This window comes from Terrabacter terrae (assembly GCF_039529575.1).
Lineage (GTDB): Bacteria > Actinomycetota > Actinomycetes > Actinomycetales > Dermatophilaceae > Terrabacter > Terrabacter terrae.
This window is the reverse complement of sequence record NZ_BAAANB010000001.1, coordinates 667,447-683,556: the sequence shown is the minus strand read 5'-3', so window position 1 is coordinate 683,556 and position 16,110 is coordinate 667,447. Positions and strand designations below refer to the sequence as shown.

The 16,110-nt window shown below is 71.6% G+C and carries 14 protein-coding genes; 6 read left to right on the top strand and 8 right to left on the bottom strand.

What is annotated here, in order from left to right; all coding sequences use genetic code 11:
- Positions 1-86: 86 nt before the first annotated feature.
- The 3 genes from ABD194_RS03165 to metG form a co-directional block, all read right to left on the bottom strand.
- The gene (locus ABD194_RS03165) at positions 87-1,238 is read right to left on the bottom strand and encodes a resuscitation-promoting factor (protein WP_343987382.1); all 1,152 of its coding nucleotides are present in this window, start codon (positions 1,236-1,238) and stop codon (positions 87-89) included.
- 194 nt (positions 1,239-1,432) lie between these two features.
- Entirely contained in the window at positions 1,433-2,314 is an 882-nt protein-coding gene (locus ABD194_RS03160) for a TatD family hydrolase (protein WP_343987379.1), read from the bottom strand.
- Positions 2,311-4,209, bottom strand: coding sequence for a methionine--tRNA ligase (gene metG / locus ABD194_RS03155; protein WP_343987376.1), 1,899 nt, complete (start codon positions 4,207-4,209; stop codon positions 2,311-2,313). Before metG ends, ABD194_RS03160 begins: the two co-directional genes overlap by 4 nt.
- A 124-nt stretch (positions 4,210-4,333) precedes the next feature.
- Here metG and ABD194_RS03150 point away from each other — a divergent pair, with 124 nt between their 5' ends.
- Positions 4,334-4,768 (top strand): SRPBCC family protein, encoded by a 435-nt coding sequence (locus ABD194_RS03150; protein ID WP_343987373.1) that lies wholly within the window; start codon positions 4,334-4,336, stop codon positions 4,766-4,768.
- An 86-nt stretch (positions 4,769-4,854) separates the two neighbouring features.
- On the opposite strand, the gene ABD194_RS03145 is transcribed toward ABD194_RS03150, so the two are convergent.
- On the bottom strand, positions 4,855-5,280 hold the full coding sequence (locus ABD194_RS03145; RefSeq protein WP_343987369.1) for an OsmC family protein: 426 nt from the start codon (positions 5,278-5,280) through the stop codon (positions 4,855-4,857).
- A gap of 134 nt (positions 5,281-5,414) precedes the next feature.
- Positions 5,415-6,245 (bottom strand): 16S rRNA (cytidine(1402)-2'-O)-methyltransferase, encoded by an 831-nt coding sequence (gene rsmI, locus ABD194_RS03140; protein ID WP_343987365.1) that lies wholly within the window; start codon positions 6,243-6,245, stop codon positions 5,415-5,417.
- 171 nt (positions 6,246-6,416) lie between these two features.
- Between rsmI and ppc the strand changes: the two genes are divergently transcribed.
- Positions 6,417-9,254 carry a phosphoenolpyruvate carboxylase gene (gene ppc, locus ABD194_RS03135; RefSeq protein WP_343987362.1) on the top strand — a complete coding sequence of 946 codons (2,838 nt, stop codon included), beginning with the start codon at positions 6,417-6,419 and terminating at the stop codon, positions 9,252-9,254.
- Between the two features lie 307 nt (positions 9,255-9,561).
- Here the strand turns inward: ppc and ABD194_RS03130 are convergent, their stop codons facing one another.
- A complete protein-coding gene (locus ABD194_RS03130) occupies positions 9,562-10,551 on the bottom strand; it encodes a helix-turn-helix transcriptional regulator (RefSeq protein ID WP_343987358.1) in 990 nt (329 codons plus the stop codon).
- Positions 10,552-10,612: 61 nt separating this feature from the next.
- Between ABD194_RS03130 and ABD194_RS03125 the strand changes: the two genes are divergently transcribed.
- Positions 10,613-11,188 (top strand): DinB family protein, encoded by a 576-nt coding sequence (locus ABD194_RS03125; protein ID WP_343987355.1) that lies wholly within the window; start codon positions 10,613-10,615, stop codon positions 11,186-11,188.
- Between the two features lie 9 nt (positions 11,189-11,197).
- Entirely contained in the window at positions 11,198-11,821 is a 624-nt protein-coding gene (locus ABD194_RS03120; protein ID WP_343987352.1) for a DinB family protein, read from the top strand.
- A 426-nt stretch (positions 11,822-12,247) separates the two neighbouring features.
- On the opposite strand, the gene ABD194_RS03115 is transcribed toward ABD194_RS03120, so the two are convergent.
- Both ABD194_RS03115 and ABD194_RS03110 read right to left on the bottom strand, forming a co-directional pair.
- Entirely contained in the window at positions 12,248-12,700 is a 453-nt protein-coding gene (locus tag ABD194_RS03115) for a hypothetical protein (RefSeq protein WP_343987349.1), read from the bottom strand.
- A 43-nt stretch (positions 12,701-12,743) separates the two neighbouring features.
- Positions 12,744-13,481, bottom strand: a complete 738-nt coding sequence (locus tag ABD194_RS03110; RefSeq protein WP_343987346.1) for a dienelactone hydrolase family protein — start codon at positions 13,479-13,481, stop codon at positions 12,744-12,746.
- A gap of 82 nt (positions 13,482-13,563) precedes the next feature.
- On the opposite strand from ABD194_RS03110, the gene ABD194_RS03105 reads away from it, so the two are divergent.
- Together ABD194_RS03105 and ABD194_RS03100 are read left to right on the top strand one after the other, a co-directional pair.
- Positions 13,564-14,412, top strand: a complete 849-nt coding sequence (locus tag ABD194_RS03105; protein WP_343987343.1) for a CPBP family intramembrane glutamic endopeptidase — start codon at positions 13,564-13,566, stop codon at positions 14,410-14,412.
- 78 nt (positions 14,413-14,490) lie between these two features.
- Positions 14,491-16,086: a dolichyl-phosphate-mannose--protein mannosyltransferase gene (locus ABD194_RS03100; protein ID WP_343987340.1), complete on the top strand. Its 1,596-nt coding sequence runs from the start codon at positions 14,491-14,493 to the stop codon at positions 16,084-16,086.
- Positions 16,087-16,110 lie beyond the last annotated feature (24 nt).

Below are 16,110 nucleotides of genomic sequence, written 5' to 3'. Positions count from 1 at the left end.
GCGTCTCGTGAGCGGACGGGTGAGGCCCCCGACCGGCTGGGTCGGGGGCCTCGGTCCTGCAGGCGCCTGAGGCGGCGGCCGTCAGGTCAGGGCTTGCACTGCCACTGCGAGGTGCCGTTGTCGGCGTACACGCGGTTGGCCACGGTGATCTGCTGCTCGCGGCTGGCGAGGTCGGCGCGGCCCGCGAAGTCGCCGCCGCCGTAGGCCAGCCAGGTCGAGGTGAGGAACTGCAGGCCGCCGTAGTAGCCGTTGCCGGTGTTGATGTGCCAGTTACCGGTCGACTCGCACTGGGCGATGCTGTCCCACATCGCTGCTCGCGCGAGGTTGAGGCCGGCGCCGGAGCTGGAGCCACCGGTGCTCGGCGCCGGGGCGGCCGCGGGCTTCGGGGCCGGGGCGGGGGCCGGGCGCTTCTTGGTTCCGACCAGCACGATGCGGGCCACGGGCGCCTTGGTGACCGTGGAGGAGACTTCCTTGGTGGAGACCACCTTGCCGTCGAGGACCGTGCTGCGGACCGTCACGGTGCGCACGCCGGCGGCGCCGGCCCGCGCGACCTTGGTCTGGCCGGCGTAGAGGCTGCCGGTCTTCGAGCTCGTCGTGCCGAAGGCGATGGGCCGGGTCACCTTCTGGTCCCTGGTCTGCAGGCGCTGGACGGCGATCTTCGCTCCCGCCGTCAGCGGCGTCGTGACGGGCGGGTTGACCTTGTCGGCCTTGCCCAGTCGGATGTCGAGCTGCGTCAGTGCCTCGCCGACCGTGGTGGCGGCGATGGTCTTGGTGACGGTCTTGCCGTCGACGGTGACCGTGACGGCCTTGGGCGTCACGACCGTCACGGACAGGCCCTGGCGGCCGATCGTCTGGGACCGCGACACCGACAGCCGTGCTCCCTCGCCACGGACTCCGAGCGCGAGCAGCGCCCCGTCGACCGTGGTCTCGGTGGTGCGGAGCTCGCGGGTCTTGCCGTCGACCGTCAGCTTGAGCATCCGGGCGTACTTGACGGTGATGGTCTCGCCGTCGCTGACAGGCGAACCCACGGCGGGGACGACGACGTCGCCGGGCTTCACGGCGATCCCCTGCTTGTCGAGGACGTCGCCCACGGTGCTGGCGAAGACGTGCGCCGAGCTCGTGGTGCCGTCGACCGAGAGGTTGACGGACTTGTCGAGCTGGGTTGCGCCGACCGCACCGGAGGTGAGGACGACGGCCGCGCCGGTGGCGGCCAGAATCTTGGCGTTGCGAGAAATCAAGTCACTCCGAACATCGAACCATCCGGGTGCAACGCGCTCTCGAACGGTCCACCTCACGTCGTCGGAAGATGGGTCGATGCGGGGCGGCAACCGGCCAACAGCCATCCACCCTGACTGACACGCCATGGAAAGGTCAAATTTCGGTAACGGACTGCGAGTCAACCGAATCGATCGAGAGCACCTGCGCTATGCGCTCAGGCGAGGTGCGTCGGCTGCCTGGATCCCCATGGGCCGTAGACCCGTTCGCTGTTCTCGGACACGGCACGGCACAGGGCCGGGACGTCGATGTTGAGCACGCCGGCCATCGCCCGGATCGTGACCGGGACGAGGTAGGAGGCATTCGTCGCGCCACGGTGCGGCGCGGGTGCCAGGTAGGGCGCATCCGTCTCGACGAGAAGGCGATCCAGGGGTACCGCCGTCAGCGCGTCACGCAGGTTGCGGGCGTTCTTGAAGGTCACCGTGCCGGCGAAGCTGAGGTAGTAGCCGCGCTCGACGCACTCGCGGGCCATCTCGAGGCCACCCGAGAAGCAGTGCAGCACCGTGCGATCGGGCGCCCCCTCCTCCTCGAGGATGCGCAGCACGTCGTCGTGCGCGTCGCGGTCGTGGATCTGCAGCGCCTTGCCGAGGCGCTTGGCCAAATCGATGTGCCAGCGGAACCCGTCCTGCTGCACCGCGACGCCCTCGGGGCCCGTGCGGAAGTAGTCGAGGCCCGTCTCGCCGATGACGCGGATCCGCTCGTGCGCAGCGGAGCGCTCGACCTCGGCGTAGGCGTCCTCGAGCTGGCCGGCAGCGGTGAGCCGCGGAACTTCGTTGGGGTGCAGCGCGATTCCGCCCACCAGTTCGTCGTGCGCCTCGACGGCCTTCATGGTGAAACGGATGCCGTCGAGGTCGCAGCCCACCTGGACGAGCCGAGTCACACCGACCGCGCGAGCCCGCGCGATCGCGTCGGCGACGTCGAAGGGCTCGTCGCCCTCGCGCGTGATGTCGAGGTGGACGTGGTTGTCGACGACGTCGATGGGCAGGGGGTCGGGCGGGGTTTCCGGCAGCCCCCGCTGACCGGAGGAGCTGGGGCTCATGCGGACTCGGTCCCGCCCCCGCCGGCGGCCTGCTTCGGCGTGCCCATCTTCGGGGCGGCCAGCGGGTCCGTGTGGTGGCGGGTCCCGCCGGGCCCGGCGTCGCCGAGGCGTGCACGCTCGTCCTCGATCACCTGGTCGGGGTCCAGCTTGGCGAAGACGCCGGTGGGCTTGGCGATCGGGGTTCCCACGACGACCGGGCGCGACGCCCAGCGTGGCGTCGCGGAGTACTCCCCGGTGATGACCGGGTAGCTGCGGGCCTCGTCGTCGAGGTCGCGCACGACCTCCAGGCGTGGCATCGGCATGAACTCGCCCTCGCCGCCGAGCACGGCATGCACGCGGTTCGCGGCGTGCGGCAGGAACGGCGAGATGAGCGTGTTGAGGTCCGAGACGGCCTGCACGAGCGTGTGCAGAACGGTGGAGAGCCGCTCCCGCTCGTCCTCGCCCTTGAGCTTGAACGGCTCGGTCTTCGAGACGTACGCGTTGGCCTCACCGACGACGCGCATGACCTCCGCGAGCGCCGCCTTCTGGCGGTGGCGCTCGAGGGAGGCGCCGACGCTCGCGAACGCACCACGCACGGTCGCGAGCAGCTCCTCGTCGACGGGCTCGACGGCATACGCCCTCGGGATCTCGCCGAAGTTCTTCGCGATCATCGCGGCGGTGCGGTTGACGAGGTTGCCCCAGCCGGCGACCAGCTCGCTGTTGTTGCGCTGGACAAACTCGGCCCAGGAGAAGTCGGCGTCCTGGTTCTCGGGACCGGCCGCGCAGATGAAGTAGCGAATCGGGTCGGGGCCGTAGCGGGCCACGATGTCCTGGACGTAGATGACGTGCTTGCGGCTCGTCGAGAACTGCTTGCCCTCGAGGGTCATGAACTCCGACGCGACGACCTCGGTCGGCAGGTTCAGTGCGCCGTACTCCCCCGGCTCGCCGCCCTTGTCACCCTTGCCGGCGTAGCCGAGCAGCTCGGCCGGCCAGATCTGGCTGTGGAAGGTGATGTTGTCCTTGCCCTGGAAGTAGTACGACACCGCCGACGGGTCGTTCCACCACTCGCGCCAGCGCTCGGGGTCACCGACGCGGCGCGCCCACTCGATGCTGGCGGAGAGGTAGCCGATGACGGCGTCGAACCAGACGTAGAGGCGCTTGCTCGGGTTGTCCTCCCAGCCCTCGAGCGGGATCGGGATGCCCCAGTCGATGTCGCGCGTCATCGCGCGAGGACGGACGTCCTTGAGGAGGTTCTTGGAGAACTTGATGACGTTGGGGCGCCACGTGCCCGATGCCTCGCGGCCGTCGAGCCACTCACCGAGCGCGCCGGCGAGGGCCGGCAGGTCGAGGAAGAAGTGCTGTGTCTCGATGAACTCGGGCGTCTCGCCGTTGATCTTGCTGCGAGGGTTGATCAGCTCGTCGGCGTCGAGCTGGTTGCCGCAGTTGTCGCACTGGTCGCCGCGGGCCTCCGGGAAGGAGCAGATGGGGCAGGTGCCCTCGATGTAGCGGTCGGGCAGGGTGCGCCCCGTCGACGGGCTGATGGCGCCGCGCGTCGTCTGCTCGATCATGTAGCCGTTGGCGTGGACCTGGCGGAACATCTCCTGCACGACCGCGTAGTGGTTGCGCGTCGTCGTCCGGGTGAAGAGGTCGTAGGAGAGGCCGAGGTCGGTCAGGTCCTGGGCGATGACGGCGTTGTACTTGTCGACGAGCTCCTGTGGGCTCAGGCCCTCCTCCTCGGCGAGGACGAGGATGGGGGTGCCGTGCTCATCGGTGCCGCTCACCATCAGGACGTCGTGGCCGGCCATCCGCATGTACCTGCTGAAGACGTCGGAGGGCACGCCGAAACCGGCCACGTGGCCGATGTGGCGCGGGCCGTTGGTGTACGGCCAGGCGACGGCAGACAGGACTTTGCTCATGGGATGGATCCTAGGCGGGCGCCGGATGCCGCCGCGAAGGCGTTCTCGCCCGTCCCCGCCGGGCCCGGCCACCGGTGTCACGAAGGTCGTGACGGCATACGGCTCCACGAGGTATGACGGAGCGATGACAGGTCATGTTGCGCACGCGAGGGTGACGGTCGACGCGACGCCGCAGGAGGCGTGGCGCGCCCTCACCGACCCGGAGCTGGTCCGCACGTGGATGCTGGGCACCGACGTCAGCACCGACTGGCAGGTGGGCAGCCCCATCAGCTGGCGGGGCGAGATCGACGGCAAGCCGTACCACGACAAGGGCGAGGTGCTCGAGGTGGAGCCGCCCCACCGGCTCTCGGTGACGCACTACAGCCCGCTCATGGGGCAGGAGGACCGGCCGGAGAACTACCACACCGTGACCTACACGCTCACGGGCGACGGCGCCTCGGGTGCGACCACGGTGACGCTCGAGCAGGACGGCAACGTCTCGCGGGAGCAGGCGGAGCAGTTCCCGCAGAACTGGCAGTCGATGCTCGAGTCGTTCCGGTCGACGGTCGAGGGTCGCTGACAGCAGGGACGCGAGAAAACGTGCTGGACAGGCCGGTCGGCGCCCTCCAGTGTGGTCCGGCGCCGATCGGCGTGGTGCGGTCGGTCTCAGCCGAGCCGTGCCTCGAGGGTGATCGGGACGGCCTTGAGCGCCTGGCTGACCGGACAGTTGGCCTTGGCGTCCTCGGCGGCGGCCTGGAAGTCCTCGGCCGACATGCCGGGCACCTCGCCGACGACGCTGAGGGCGATCCCGGTGATGCCGGTGCCGGGGACGAACGTCACGTTGGCCGTGGTGTCGAGCGTGGTCGGCGGCGTGCCGGCCTTGGCGAGGCCGTTGGACAGGGCCATCGAGAAGCACGACGAGTGGGCGGCCGCGATCAGCTCCTCGGGACTCGTCCTGCCGTCCGCCGACTCCGCCCGTGAGGCCCAGTTGACGTCGTAGGTGCCGATGCCCGAGCTCTCCAGGCTGACCTGGCCGGAGCCCTCGAAGAGCGAGCCTTCCCAGTGCGTGCTGGCGGTGCGGGTGGTAGCCATGCCGTGCTCCTTCGCTGTGCTGTCGTCGCTGTGCTGGCGTCGAGGCCGGGCGGGTGCCCGCCTCCGGACGGGGAACCACAGCAGCCTTACCCGCGATTCCCGGTGGGGCAAGCAGTCCGCTTGTCGAGATCGGGTCAGCGGGCGGCGAGGGACGCGTCGTAGAGCGCCTTCTTCGACAGTCCGGTGGCCGACGCCACGTCGGCCGCGACGTCCTTGAGCCGCTCCCCTGCGTCCACCCGAGCCCGTATGCCGGCAACGGCGTCCTCGAGTGACGGCACGGTCCGCTCGGCCCCCGCCACGACGATCGTGATCTCGCCCTTGACGCCCTCCTGCGCCCAGGCGCCGAGGTCGTCCAGGGTGCCGCGGCGCACCTCCTCGTAGGTCTTCGTCAGCTCCCGGCAGACGGCGGCGCGGCGGTCGGGGCCGAAGGCGTCGCGCATGGCGGCCAGCGTCTCGGCGAGCCTGTGCGGCGCCTCGAAGAACACGAGGGTGCGACGCTCGTCCGCCACCTCCGCCAGGACCCTGGCCCGCTCCCCCGCCTTGCGCGGGAGGAAGCCGTCGAAGCAGAACCGGTCGACCGGCAGCCCCGAGACGGCAAGCGCCATGAGGACCGCACTCGGGCCGGGGACACACGTCACGGTGACGTCCGCGTCGATGGCCGCGGCGACGAGGCGGTAGCCGGGGTCGGAGACGGACGGCATGCCGGCGTCGGTGACGACGACGACACGATCGCCTGCGACGAGGCGCGTGACGAGGTCGGGCGTCCGTGAGGCCTCGTTGTGCTCGTGGTAGCTGATGACGGATCCGCTTGGTATGACGGCGAGCTCGGTCAGGAGCCGTCGCAGACGCCGGGTGTCCTCGGCCGCGATGACGTCGGCGGTGGCGAGCTCGTGGGCCAGGCGGGGCGCCGCGTCACGCGGGTCGCCGATCGGGGTGGCCGCGAGGACGAGGGTGCCGGTGCTCATGCCGCCATCCTCGCAGGCCGCGCCTGCCTCGCCGCCGTGCCTCGATCCGCCGGCTCGGCTCGCGGGCAGTCACCGCCCGCCCGGGGCTGCCGGGCGCATTCGGTGTCCAGATCGCGTCCCCCATCGTGGACGGGTAACCAATCCGAAACCTCTTCGCGGTACCACTGACGCATGAGCACCCAGGGCCGCACCACCACCGAGCAGCTCCTCGAGGCCGACCGCCGGGAGCCCGACGTCGCGACGTTCGCCTCGGGCGTCTCGTCCGCCTCGCAGCACACCGCGCTCAGGGCGTCCGTGCGCCAGCTCGGCACGCTCCTCGGCGAGGCACTGACCCGCCACGAAGGCGCGGACCTGCTCGGACTCGTGGAGAAGGTGCGCGGGCTGGCCCGCGAGCCCGAGGGCGGCGAGCTGCGCGCAGTGCTCGAAGGTGTCGACGCGCCCACCGCGGTGGTGCTGGCACGCGCCTTCACCGCATACTTCCAGCTCGTCAACGTCACCGAGCAGCTGCACCGGTGGCAGGAGCTGAGCGCCGTCGACGAGGCGCCGCTCGCGGCGACGGTCCGGCGCATCGGCGCCGCCCTCGAGGAGGGCAGCCTCGAGCGGGAGGAGCTCGACGACGTCCTGGGCCGGCTCGAGTACCGCCCCGTCTTCACCGCCCACCCGACCGAGGCCACACGCCGCACCGTGCTCAACCTCCTGCGCCGCATCGCCGTGACGGTCAGCGAGCTCGAGGACCCCCGGCGGCCCGCCTCCGAGGGCCCACGCACCGAGCGCCGCCTCGCCGAGCTCGTCGACATGCTGTGGCAGACCGACGAGCTGCGCATCGTGCGTCCCGAGCCCACCGACGAGGCCCGCACCGCCATGCACACGCTGCGCTTCCTCGCCGACCAGGTCGTGCCCGACCTGCTGGCCGAGCTCGACCGCTCGCTCGCCGGCATCGGGGTCGAGCTGCCCCCCTCGGCACGCCCACTGCGCTTCGGCGCCTGGGCCGGTGGCGACCGCGACGGCAACCCCAACGTCACCCCCGACGTCACCCTCGAGGTCATCGGCATGCAGCACGACGCCGGCCTCGCCGAGCTCGTCTCGAAGCTCGACCACATGCTGCACGAGCTGTCGAGCTCGACCCGTTTCGTCGAGGTGACCGACGCCCTGCGTGAGAGCCTCGAGCGCGATGCCGCGGCCCTGCCGGTGACCTTCGACGCCGTGCGCCGGCTCAACGCCGAGGAGCCATACCGCCTCAAGCTCAGCTTCGTCCGCGTGCGCCTGCTGCGCACGCGGGACCGCCTCGACCACGGCACGCCGCACGAGCCGGGCCGCGACTACGCCACGTTCGACGAGCTGCTGGCCGATCTCGTCCTCATCCGCGACTCGATGCTCGCCGGCGGGGACGAGCTCACCGCCGACGGCGCGATCCTGCGGCTCATCCGCGCGGTGGTGGCGACCGGCACCGGCCTGGCCACGCTCGACATCCGTGAGCACAGCGCCAAGCACCACGCGGCCCTCGCCGAGCTCTACGAGCGCATCGGCGAGCTGGACTCGCCCTATGCCGACCTCGACCGCCCCGCGCGCATCGCGCTCCTCTCGCAGGAGATGGCCGCGCGCCGCCCACTCACGGGCCTCGGCGTCCACGACCTCGGCGACGCAGCGCAGGCGTCCCTGTCTCTCATGACCGCCATCGGGCGCGCGCTCGACACCTACGGTCCCGAGGCCGTCGAGACCTACATCGTGTCGATGACCCACGACGTCGACGACCTCTTCGCCGTCGTCGTCCTCGCCCGTGAGGCAGGTCTGCTCGACACCGGCACCGACACGACGCCGGCCACGGCCCGCATCGGCTTCGCCCCGCTCTTCGAGACCGTCGCCGAGCTCGAGGCGGCCGGCCCCCTGCTCGACGCGCTCCTGTCGGACCCGTCCTACCGCCGCGTCGTGGCGGCCCGCGGGGACGTGCAGGAGATCATGCTCGGCTACTCCGACTCGTCCAAGGACGCGGGAATCGCCGCGTCGCAGTGGCAGATCCACCGAGCCCAGCGGGCGCTGCGCGACATCGCCCGCCAGCACGGAGTGGTCCTGCGCCTCTTCCACGGCCGCGGTGGCTCCGTCGGACGCGGCGGCGGCCCCACCGGCGAGGCGATCCTCTCCCAGCCCTACGGCAGCCTCGACGGCCCGATCAAGATCACCGAGCAGGGCGAGGTGATCAGCGACAAGTACACCCTGCCGGGCCTGGCCCGCTTCAACCTCGAGACCGCGCTGGCCGCCGTGCTCGAGGCCTCGGTGCTGCACCGTCGCTCGCTGCTGCCGCGCGACGTCCTCGACGGCTGGAACGGCACGATGGACCTCGTCGCCGGGCGCGGCCAGGACGCCTACCGCGAGCTGGTGTGCGACCCCCGCCTCGTGCCGTTCTTCGTGTCGGCCACTCCCGTCGACGAGCTCGGCAAGATGAACATCGGCTCCCGTCCGTCCAAGCGCCCCGGCGGCACCGGCGGCCTCGAGGACCTTCGCGCCATCCCGTGGGTCTTCGGCTGGACGCAGTCGCGGATCATCCTGCCCGGCTGGTTCGGCGTCGGCTCGGGCCTGGCGGCCGCCCGCGAGGACGGTCGGGACAGGACGCTGCGCGAGATGTACGGCTCGTGGGCCTTCTTCCGCACCTTCCTGTCCAACGTGCAGATGACGCTGGCCAAGACCGACCTCGAGATCGCGGCCGGCTACGTCAGCACGCTCGTGCCGGACGACGTGGCCGGCGTCTTCGAGACGATCCGCGAGGAGCACGCCCGCACCGTCGAGGAGGTGCTGCGCCTCACGGGCCAGAAGGAGCTGCTCGAGGCCTATCCGGTGCTGCGCCGCACGCTCGACCTGCGCGACAGCTACCTCGCGCCCCTGCACGCCCTCCAGACGTCGCTGCTGGCACGGTCACGGTCGGTGCCCGATGAGGCCGAGCCCGACGCAGACGTGCAGCGGGCGCTGCTGCTGACGATCAACGGCATCGCCGCGGGGCTGCGCAACACCGGCTGAGAACGTATGCCGTGTGGCTTGGAACCGCGCCACGGCGCGGTTCCGGCCGCGGTTTGCGCCCGACGACGCACCGAAGTGCGCCATGGCGCAGTTTCGGCCGCAATCCGGACTCGACGACGCACCGAAGTGCGCCATGGCGCAGTTTCGGCCGCAATCCGGACCCGGTGACGAACCGAACTGCGCCACGGCGCGGTTCCGGCCGCAATCCGGACTCGACGACGCACCGAAGTGCGCCATGGCGCAGTTTCGGCCGCGGTTCGTGCCCGATGACGAACCGAAGTGCGCCACGGCGCGGTTCCGCGTTCTTTCACACCGTGACGGGGCCGGCGGCCGGGTCGCCTGCGGCACGCAGCATCCGGGCCGCCTGCTCGCGCATGACCTGTCGCAGCTCCGGCGGTTCGAGGACGGTCAGCTCCCACGGCAGCCCGCCGAGGTGCATCGCCATGGATCCGAGGTGGTTGCCGCCTGCCTCGAAGATGCAGTGGTCGGGTCCGTCGGCGGTCACTGTGCCGACGGTCGCGGGAATGTGCCTGTCCACCAGTGCTTTCGGCGCCTCGATGCGGACCCGGGCCACGTGGTCGTACGCCCCGCCGGAGATCGAGCGCCGCACGTGCTCGGCGGCATCCGGAGCCGCTCGCGGCGTGAACCGCCAGCCGTTCGAGCGGGCCTTTGTCATGCGGTCGAGCCGGAAGATGCGCCAGTCCTCACGGTCGAGGTCGAAGGCGAAGAGGTACCACCGCCGGCCCGTCGCGACCAGGCGGTAGGGCTCGACCCGCCTCTCCCCGGAACCGCGCGGGCCGGCATACGCGAACGTCACCCGCTCGGCCTGCCGGCAGGCGCGGGCGAGCAGGAGCAGCGTCGTCGCGTCGACGGGCACCGCGCCGCTGTCGAGGGTCACGGTCGCCTCGTGGATGGCCTCGACCTGGCCGCGCAACCGGCCGGGGAGCACCTGGTCGAGCTTGGCGAGCGTGCGCACCGCCGCCTCGCCGAGCCCCTCGACGCTGCCACCGGCTGCGAGGCGAAGGCACACCGCGACGGCGACGGCCTCCGTGTCGTCGAGGAGCAGGGGCGGCAGCCGGCGCCCCGCGCCGAGCTGGTAGCCACCCGCGGCACCGTGGGCGGCGTTGACGGGGTAGCCGAGGTGGCGCAGCCGCTCGACGTCGCGGCGCACGCTGCGGGTCGTGACGCCGAGCCGCTCGGCGAGCTCGGTGCCGCTCCAGACCGGCCGGCTCTGCAGGAGGTCGAGCAGGCGCAGCACCCGGGCGGTGGTGCCGGTGCCGTCGGAAGACGAGGACATGACTCGAGTCTTGCAGTCTCTGCGGACAGGAGCTGTCCTATATCCCGAGGACGCTGGAGCCATGACCACGACACAGACCTCCATCGACTGGACCTCCGTCCTCATCGACCAGGCCGCCTGGCACTGGACCAACCAGCTGCGCCCGCGTCTCGAGGGGCTCACCGACGCCGAGTACCTCTGGGAGCCGACGCCCGGCGCCTGGAACCTGCACCCCCGGGGCCAGGGTGGCACCGAGATCCAGGGCGGCACCGGCGAGCTGACCATCGACTGGGCCTACCCCGAGCCCGTGCCCGCCCCGGTCACGACGATCGCCTGGCGGCTCGCGCACGTCATCGTCGGCGTCCTCGGCGCGCGCGTGCACAGCCACTTCGGCGGACCGCCCGTCGACTACCTGACGTTCCCGTATGCCGCGACCGCGCAGGCTGCGCTGGCGCAGGCCGACGTGGCCTTCGCGGCGTGGACCGACGGCGTGCGCGGCTGGGACGTCGACGCGCTGGCCCAGCCGTGCGGCCCGAGCGAGGGGCCGTGGGCCGACCACCCGCGGGTCGAGCTCGTGCTGCACATCAACCGCGAGGTCATCCACCACGGCGCCGAGATCGCGCTGCTCCGTGACCTCTACGCCCACCGCGACGACTGAGGAGGAGCCATGGCAGCCCACGTCCCACCCGTCCGCGACGAGCGCGAGAGCGTCATCGCCTACGTCGACCAGCAGCGCGATGCCTTCTTCTCCGTCTCCTTCGGCCTCACCGAGGAGCAGATCCGCCTGGCACCGACTGCGGGCACCCTCAGCATCGGCGGCCTCATCAAGCACGTCACGACCTGCGAGCGCGGCTGGACGCAGCGGATGGCCGCGGCGCCTCACGCGCCGACGCCGCCCGACACCTCCGTCGGGGAGCAGGCCAGGGCCTGGGGCGACGACTTCAAGGTCACCGACGACGACACGCTCGACTCGCTGCTCGCCGCGCTGGCCGCACAGGGCGACATCACCCGTCAGGTGCTGCGCGACGTGGACCTCGGCGCTCCGGTGCCGGTGCCGCGCGACGCGCCTTGGTTCCCCCAGGACGTCGAGGCGTGGTCGGTCCGGTGGGTGGCCATGCACCTCGTCGAGGAGCTGGCCCGGCACGCCGGGCACGCCGACATCGTGCGCGAGTCCATCGACGGCGCCACGATGTACGAGCTCGTGGCTGCTCGCGAGGGCTGGCCGGAGACGCCGTGGCTGAAGCCGTGGCGACCGAAGGTCCCGGCCGACTCCTCGATCGCCCAGGGCTGACCGACCCGTCGAGTGCCCGGTTCCGACGCACGGAGCCGGGCGCTCGGCGTGCGCGCCCGGAACAGGCGAAGGGCCCTTGGGAGTATGAGTCCCAAGGGCCCTTCTGGTTGATCGGTCGTAGGTGACTCTCCCGATCGACGTCTCGGCGGCTCCGGCCCCAGCAGCCTCGTCACCGGCTGTCGCGGTGGGTCGCCCCACCGGATGGGCCCTCGTCTCCGAGTCGTCACGCTCTCCCCGGAGGGAGGGCGTGACTCATTTCTACTGCGAGCCGCCAGGCCCCACAAGCAGTTTCGGGAAAGATCCTTCCGGTCCACAGGTCGCGCGCGTGTCTCCACAGCCGCAGGGCCCTTCGTCCACATCGCGACCCGCGGTCTCCACAGCTTGTCCACCACACCTGTGGACGACGGCTCGGCAACCCGAACCCCGTCAGGCAGGAGTGGGACCGGTGTCGAGGGCCCCGTCGGTGCCGTGGACCCGGTCCGCCTCCTCGAGGACGTCGGTCAACAGCTCGGCGCCGACAGCCGCGGCACCGGCCCGGTCGCCCTGGCCCGCAGCGGCATACACCGTCCTGGCCTCGAGCAGCGAGCGCACCTCGGCGACCACGACCGCACGTTCCGCCGCATGGTCCAGCCGGCGGCGCTCCGCCTCCGTGGCACCGAGCCCCACCGCCGCCAGCGCCACGTCCCCGGACGACGAGGATCCGGACCAGACGGAGCCGGACGGGACGGACCCGGCAGCCGAGGTTCCCGGCACCGGCACCGCCTCGGCGTTCTCGATCGCGGCGACTGCGCTGCGCAGGACGCCGACGGCACAGCGATCGCGCTCGCGCATCGCGGCAGTCAACCGGGCGCGCAGGAGGAGTCGCAGGGTCGAGGACATGCCCCGACGGTAGGCCCGCCGGCTGCGGGCGGGCCAGAGGATTTCAGTCGACCTCGAGCAGACGTCGCCGCAGGAAGCCGGTGACGCGCTCGACCGCCTCGGGGTGCCGGTGGTCGGTCAGGGTCGCGTGGCCGCGTCCGTCCAGCTCGACCGCGATGAAGCCGTCGCCGAGCTCACGCCGGAGCGTCTCGAAGCGGGTGCCGGTCACCCAGTCGGCGTGGTAGCGGACGCCGAGCACCGGACACCCGTCGGCGACGCGCCTACGGACGGTCGCGAGGTCCCCAGGGGTGAGGTTGACGTCGGCGGCGCGGGCGGGGGTGAGCGGCAGCGGTGTCGCGGGCTGCGCGACGACGGGCGCGACCACGACGGGGTCGACCATGGCCGCGAGCGCGAAACCGCCCGTCACGCACATCCCCAGCACGCCGACGCCGGGCCCGCCCGCCGTCGCGTGCAAGGACCGGGCCAGGCTGCGGAGCCAGCCCGCCAGGGGCGCCGTCCGACCCGTGGCGAACAGCGTGAACTCGCGCGTGACGCAGAGGCGCGGGACCACCCGGGCCGCCTCCCAGGCGCGGGGCGGCCCGTGGGACGAGCCGAAGAGGTGCGGCATGACGACGGTGAAGCCGCTGCCGACGAGGTGCTGCCCGATCTCGATGACCTCCGGCGTCAGTCCCGGGCTCTCGTGGACGACGATGACGCCTGGGCCGCTCCCCCGGGTGTACGTGGGGTATGCGAAGCCCTCCGCGGCGTGCTCGCCGCGGTGCCAGCCGGAGAGCAGCGACATGCCCGAGACGCTACGCCGCCATGCCGCCCGAGAGCGCGTTCACCGACGTTCTCCTCCCGGACCGCGAGGCTACGCTGGCGCCATGTCGACCCCAGCGACCGCGGAGCGCGGCCGGTTCGCCGGACTCCTCGCTGCCTCAGACCGCGACCCGGCCGCGGTCGCCGAACCGGCCGTCCGGCGCGGGCTCCGACGCGAGACCGTGCTCGTCCTGGCGGTCAGCCTGGGCTCCTCCGCGGTCTACGCGGTGCTCAGCATCATCGAGAAGCTCACCCGGCCGGTGCCGCTGTCACAGCAGACGACCGCGATGAACCAGTCCGCGACACCCGGGCGGCCGTGGCTCGACCTGGCCTACCAGCTCGCCGGCATCGTGCTGCCCCTCGCCGCCGTGGCGCTGGCCCTCTACCTGCTCAACCACGTCCGCCGCCCCGCGGCCGACGTCCGGGCCGGCCGTTTCATCGGCCTCGACCGGCGCGAGCCCGGACGCGACCTGCTCCGCGGCGCCGGCCTCGCCGCCCTGATCGGCATCCCGGGTCTCGGCTTCTACTTCCTCGCCAAGGCGATCGGCATCAACACCCAGGTCGCCGCCGCCAACCTGCAGGCCGTCTGGTGGTCGGCACCGGTGCTTGTGATGGCGGCCGTCGAGAACGCCCTTCTCGAGGAGGTCGTCATGGTCGGCTACCTCTTCACCCGCTGGCGCCAGACCGGGTGGGGGTGGCCGCTCGTCATCGGCGTCTCGGCCCTGATCCGCGGCAGCTACCACCTCTACCAGGGCTTCGGCGGGTTCGCCGGCAACATCGTCATGGGGCTCGTGCTCGGGCTGGTCTTCGTCCGCACCCGCCGGGTCATGCCGCTCGTGGTGTGCCACGCGCTGCTCGACACCGTCGCCTTCGTCGGCTACTCGGTCCTCAAGGCGCGCGGCGTCGCCATCTGAGCGGCCGTCCGGAACGCCGACGACGCGCGAACGGCACGGCGCCCGCCGCACCCAGCGACACTGCATACGATGACGCCCATGAACTCGGCCCGGGAGGTGCGCGCGCGCCTGCTCGGGGACCCGGCCGACGACTTCCGCCTCTCGCGGCGCACCGCGGGCCGCATCGCCTGGCTCGGCTGGGCGGGGCCGCTCTTCTTCACCCTGGTCGGCGGGTTCATGCGCCTCTGGCACGTGGGCGCGCCGCACCAGCTCATCTTCGACGAGACGTACTACGTCAAGCAGGGCTGGTCGATGGTCCTGTACTGGTTCGAGATGAAGAACGACCCGACCTTGCAGGGGGCCAACCAGGTCGACCAGCACTTCACGGCCAACGACCCGATGGTCTACGGCACGGAGGGTGACTTCGTCGTGCACCCGCCGGTCGGCAAGTGGCTGATCGGCTGGGGCGAGGTGCCGTTCGGCATCCTCAACTCCTTCGGCTGGCGCTTCGCCGTGGCCCTGGCCGGCACGATCTCGATCTTCATGCTCGGCCGCATCGCGCGCCGCCTCTTCCGCTCCGACCTCCTCGGCACGGTCGCGGCCGCGCTGCTGGCGTTCGAGGGCCACCACTTCGTGCACTCGCGCACCGGCCTGCTCGACATCTTCGTCATGTTCTTCGGACTGGCCGCCTTCGGTGCGCTGCTCGTCGACCGCGACCGGGCCCGGGAGGTGCTGGCCCGCAAGGTGGGCGACCGCGCCCGTGCGGCCACCTCGTGGCTCGGGCCGTGGCTCGGCTGGCGGCCGTGGCGGTGGGTCGCGGGCGTCATGCTCGGCCTGTGCGCCGGGGTGAAGTGGTCCGGCCTCTACTTCCTCGTCGCCTTCGGGCTGCTCACCGTCCTCTGGGACCTCGGCGCCCGCCGCGCCGCCGGGGTGCGCGGCTGGGTCCCTGGAGGCTTCGTCAAGGACACGCCGTATGCGTTCGTGCAGGTCGCCGGCACCGCGGTCGTCACGTACGTCGCGAGCTGGACCGGGTGGATCCTCACCAAGGGTGGCTCGTTCCGCACGTGGGCGCAGGACAACCCCGACACGAAGTACACGTGGCTGCCCGACTGGTGGCGCTCGCTGTGGGCCTACCACCAGCAGATGTACTCCTCGACGCAGTCGATCACCTCCTCGCACCCGTACCAGACCAACCCCTGGTCTTGGCTGATCCAGGGACGCCCGACGTCGTTCTTCTACGAGGGCCCGAAGAAGGGCGCCGACGGCTGCCTCGTCGACCAGTGCAGCAAGGCCATCACCTCGATCGGCACGGTCTCGATCTGGTGGGGCGGCACGCTCGCGATCTTCGTGCTGCTCTTCATGTGGGCGCTGCGCCGCGACTGGCGGGCCGGAGGCATCCTGTGCGCGCTCTTCGCCGGCTACCTGCCGTGGTTCTTCCTCGGCAACCGGACGATCTACACCTTCTACGAGGTCGCCTTCGTGCCGTACGTCGTGCTGGCCTGCGTCTACGTCCTGGGCCTCCTGGTGGGAGGTCGCGAGGCATCGCGGACCCGTCGGCGCATCGGCTACGGCGTCATGGGCGCCTTCGTCCTGATCTCGATGGCGCTGTTTGCATTCTTCCACCCCATCTACGTCGCCGACGTCATCCCGCTCTCGGAATGGCAGGCTCGCATGTGGTTCCCCAGCTGGGTCTAGGGGCCGTCGAAGGGTTCAGCGGGA

Coding starts and splice junctions, on each gene's coding strand:
- ppc (WP_343987362.1), top strand. CDS start 6,417: ATGAGCACCCAGGGCCGCACCACCACCGAGCAGCTCCTCGAGGCCGAC.
- rsmI (WP_343987365.1), bottom strand. CDS start 6,245: ATGAGCACCGGCACCCTCGTCCTCGCGGCCACCCCGATCGGCGACCCG.
- ABD194_RS03120 (WP_343987352.1), top strand. CDS start 11,198: ATGGCAGCCCACGTCCCACCCGTCCGCGACGAGCGCGAGAGCGTCATC.
- ABD194_RS03110 (WP_343987346.1), bottom strand. CDS start 13,481: ATGTCGCTGCTCTCCGGCTGGCACCGCGGCGAGCACGCCGCGGAGGGC.
- ABD194_RS03145 (WP_343987369.1), bottom strand. CDS start 5,280: ATGGCTACCACCCGCACCGCCAGCACGCACTGGGAAGGCTCGCTCTTC.
- ABD194_RS03105 (WP_343987343.1), top strand. CDS start 13,564: ATGTCGACCCCAGCGACCGCGGAGCGCGGCCGGTTCGCCGGACTCCTC.
- ABD194_RS03150 (WP_343987373.1), top strand. CDS start 4,334: ATGACAGGTCATGTTGCGCACGCGAGGGTGACGGTCGACGCGACGCCG.
- ABD194_RS03160 (WP_343987379.1), bottom strand. CDS start 2,314: ATGAGCCCCAGCTCCTCCGGTCAGCGGGGGCTGCCGGAAACCCCGCCC.
- metG (WP_343987376.1), bottom strand. CDS start 4,209: ATGAGCAAAGTCCTGTCTGCCGTCGCCTGGCCGTACACCAACGGCCCG.
- ABD194_RS03100 (WP_343987340.1), top strand. CDS start 14,491: ATGAACTCGGCCCGGGAGGTGCGCGCGCGCCTGCTCGGGGACCCGGCC.
- ABD194_RS03125 (WP_343987355.1), top strand. CDS start 10,613: ATGACCACGACACAGACCTCCATCGACTGGACCTCCGTCCTCATCGAC.
- ABD194_RS03115 (WP_343987349.1), bottom strand. CDS start 12,700: ATGTCCTCGACCCTGCGACTCCTCCTGCGCGCCCGGTTGACTGCCGCG.
- ABD194_RS03130 (WP_343987358.1), bottom strand. CDS start 10,551: ATGTCCTCGTCTTCCGACGGCACCGGCACCACCGCCCGGGTGCTGCGC.